Annotated in this window: 4 protein-coding genes; 2 read left to right on the forward strand and 2 right to left on the reverse strand. The window is 64.5% G+C overall.

Features of this window, described 5'->3' with window-relative positions:
- Positions 1-92 precede the first annotated feature (92 nt).
- Positions 93-686 (forward strand): GNAT family N-acetyltransferase, encoded by a 594-nt coding sequence (locus tag IC50_RS37930; RefSeq protein WP_035716754.1) that lies wholly within the window; start codon positions 93-95, stop codon positions 684-686.
- Positions 687-953: 267 nt separating this feature from the next.
- Here the strand turns inward: IC50_RS37930 and IC50_RS37935 are convergent, their stop codons facing one another.
- Positions 954-1,550: a hypothetical protein gene (locus tag IC50_RS37935; RefSeq protein WP_035716756.1), complete on the reverse strand. Its 597-nt coding sequence runs from the start codon at positions 1,548-1,550 to the stop codon at positions 954-956.
- A gap of 2 nt (positions 1,551-1,552) precedes the next feature.
- A complete protein-coding gene (locus IC50_RS37940) occupies positions 1,553-1,987 on the reverse strand; it encodes a DUF6636 domain-containing protein (RefSeq protein WP_035716758.1) in 435 nt (144 codons plus the stop codon).
- A 116-nt stretch (positions 1,988-2,103) separates the two neighbouring features.
- On the opposite strand from IC50_RS37940, the gene IC50_RS37945 reads away from it, so the two are divergent.
- A complete protein-coding gene (locus tag IC50_RS37945; RefSeq protein ID WP_035716757.1) occupies positions 2,104-2,733 on the forward strand; it encodes a glutathione S-transferase family protein in 630 nt (209 codons plus the stop codon).
- Positions 2,734-2,781 lie beyond the last annotated feature (48 nt).

Raw genomic sequence — 2,781 nt, forward strand, 5'->3', positions numbered from 1 at the left:
CGCTTCGCTGCGCTCGCAATGACGGAATGTGGCGCTGCCGTGGTGCCTCAAACGGCGCCGCCCACTAGCCGCTAACAAAAGAAGCACCAAGCATGATCCTCCCCGACGGCTATTCCGACGTCCCCGCCGGCAAGATCGCCGCCGTCGTCACCCATCTGGAGATGACCGCGCCGCCGGCACGCCGTGACGATCCACCCGGCAGTTGGACCTTGCGCAAGGTCGACGCCCCCGCGCTTCCTTGGTACCGCTATCTCTTCCGCCGCGTCGGCGAGGAGTGGCTGTGGTTCTCGCGCGCACGCATGACCGACGCCGAACTCGCCGCGACCATCCACGCAGCCGGAATCGAGGTCTATGCCCTCGTCCTCGACGGCCGCGACGAAGGCCTGCTCGAGCTCGACTTCCGCGAGCCCGGCCAGTGCGAGCTGGTCTATTTCGGCGTCACCGCACCCTTGATCGGCACCGGCGCCGCCCGCTTCCTGATGAACCGCGCGCTGGAGATGGCGTGGTCACGCGACGTCCGCCGCGTCTGGGTGCACACCTGCACCTTCGACCATCCATCGGCCGTTGCCTTCTACCAACGTTCCGGCTTCCGGCCCTTTCGCCGCCAGATCGAAATCGCCGACGACCCAAGGCTCGACGGCACCGCGCCGCGCGATGCGGCGAAGCATGTGCCGATGATCGAGTAGCCATAGCCCGAGCGCTGCGCCTGATCCGAAGGGCAATTTCCCCGTTGCCGCGCACTCCACCGTCATCCTGAGGTGCGCTCTTGCGCGCCTCGAAGGACGGGCGCGGGCGCCTGTGGGCCATCCTTCGAGGCGATTATGCTGGCGCATCGCATGGGACGCACCTCAGGATGACGGTTGAGCCTGTGTCAGCACTGTAGCCACGCCGAGCCCAGCTATATCCGGAAGACCGTCCCCGCATTCCGTTCCATGCGGATGGTGCGCTCCGGACTACCGGAATGCACCAACACTCGGCTCCGGAAGCTCATAGGGAGCGAGACGCCATAATCGCTCTGGGAGCGGCTGCACGGGAGGAGCCTGAAGCTCTCCGTAGCTGGAAAGCAGTGGGAGGCTAGGCATCCAGCGATGGATGACGAACACCACGCGATATCGCTTGGCCGCAGGCAGCCTTTGCCTGTAGTCGGTCCTGATCTCCGTTTCGCCGTCTGCCGTCAGGAACATCTCGTTCCACGTCATCTCCGAGTGGTTCTTGGGGTTGGCCGGGTCAATCTGAGCGAAGTCATGGGGATTAAACTGTGGGTCCGGACTCTTCACCAGCACCTCGAGAACCGCGGCGTCGCCCATATAGAAGCGCAGCTCGCTTTCCAAATCCTGTCGCTCCTCAGGAGTCAACGGCACCATCTCGTCACCCCTGCCGCCCAGACGGAGGATATCCTTAACTTCTTCGCTGAAATTAGGCGGATCGTGCGAATCGATCAGCTCCCGGATGAAGCGGGCATAGGTGGCCTTGTCGGCGCTAAACGAGTAGACGCCCAAGATACTGAGCGATGGCTTCCCGTCGGCGTTCTTGTCGTTCTGGTCGAGCATGCTCAAAACACCTCCTGCTTCCCACGCGCCAGCGAAAACCCCCGCTGCATCGCGTTGAAGCATGTCAGTCCCGTCTGCTCCGACCGGCAGGTAAATCCCCCGCGCTGCCACACTTCGCCATAGGGGAGCACCGGCAGCGACGGATCCATCACCATGTCGCCGGCGCAGATGCGCCCCGCGGCTCCCTTCGCGCTCATCTCGAAGGCGTGGCCCCAGTCGAGCTCGCAATCGGCGGGGCGGCGCGGGCGCGCGTCCATGTTCATGATGTCGCGGCGGAGCACGCCCCGACCGTTGTCGGTGAAGAACTGGCAGGCGATGTTCTTCGACGGCGTCAGAAAGCCGATCGGGCGGTCGTCGATCGGGCGGTTCTGGGCCTGGGCGACGTTCGCGGAGAGCAAAGCGAGCCCAAGTGCAATCGGTGTCAGCGGTCTCATCATGCGCGTTCCTGCATCCAGCTGTGTCATGCCCGGACTTGATCCGGGCATCCATCGTTCTCTAATCTGAGGAAGGATGGATTGCCGGATCAAGTCCGGCAATGACGAGAGGTCATGCCATGTTCCTGATCGGCCAATATGATTCCCCCTTCGTCCGCCGCGTCGCGATTGCGCTGCAGCTCTACGGGCTCGCCTGCGAGCACAAGCCATGGTCGACCTTCGGCGACGCCGACAAGATTGCGGCGTACAATCCGCTGCGCCGCGTGCCGACCCTGGTGCTCGACGACGGCGAGGCGCTGATCGAGAGCATGATCATTCTGGACTATCTCGACGACTTCGTTGGCCCGGAGAAGGCCATGCTGCCGCGCGGCGGTGCCGAGCGGCGCAGGCATTTACGCATCTGCGCGCTTGCCTCCGGCCTCGGCGACAAGGCGGTCAGCCTGCTCTACGAGCGCGTGTTGCGGAAGGAGCAGCTCGCGCTGTGGGTCGAGCGCTGCCAGGCGCAGATTGGCGACGTCCTGAAGGTGCTCGAGGCCGATCGCGCCAAGGTGACGACGCCGTACTGGCTGGGTGAGCGCATCGGCCATGCCGACGTCGCGGTCGCCTGCGTCGTCCGCTTCACCCGCGAAGCGCATCCGCAATTGTTTGAAGTGGCGCGTTATCCCGCGCTTGCGGCACATGCCGAGCGCTGCGAGGCGTTGCCGCCGTTCCAGGAGATCGTGCAGCCGCTGGCCCCGCCGAAGGGGTGAGATCTCTTACCCTCCCCTGGAGGGCAGGGCTATCGCATGTGACCGATA

The organism is Bradyrhizobium genomosp. I (2014) (genome assembly GCF_000261685.1).
GTDB lineage: Bacteria > Pseudomonadota > Alphaproteobacteria > Rhizobiales > Xanthobacteraceae > Bradyrhizobium.

Excerpts from the sequence above, each read along its gene's own strand:
- IC50_RS37930 (WP_035716754.1), top strand. The coding sequence starts at position 93 with ATGATCCTCCCCGACGGCTATTCCGACGTCCCCGCCGGCAAGATCGCC.
- IC50_RS37935 (WP_035716756.1), bottom strand. The coding sequence starts at position 1,550 with ATGCTCGACCAGAACGACAAGAACGCCGACGGGAAGCCATCGCTCAGT.
- IC50_RS37940 (WP_035716758.1), bottom strand. The coding sequence starts at position 1,987 with ATGATGAGACCGCTGACACCGATTGCACTTGGGCTCGCTTTGCTCTCC.
- IC50_RS37945 (WP_035716757.1), top strand. The coding sequence starts at position 2,104 with ATGTTCCTGATCGGCCAATATGATTCCCCCTTCGTCCGCCGCGTCGCG.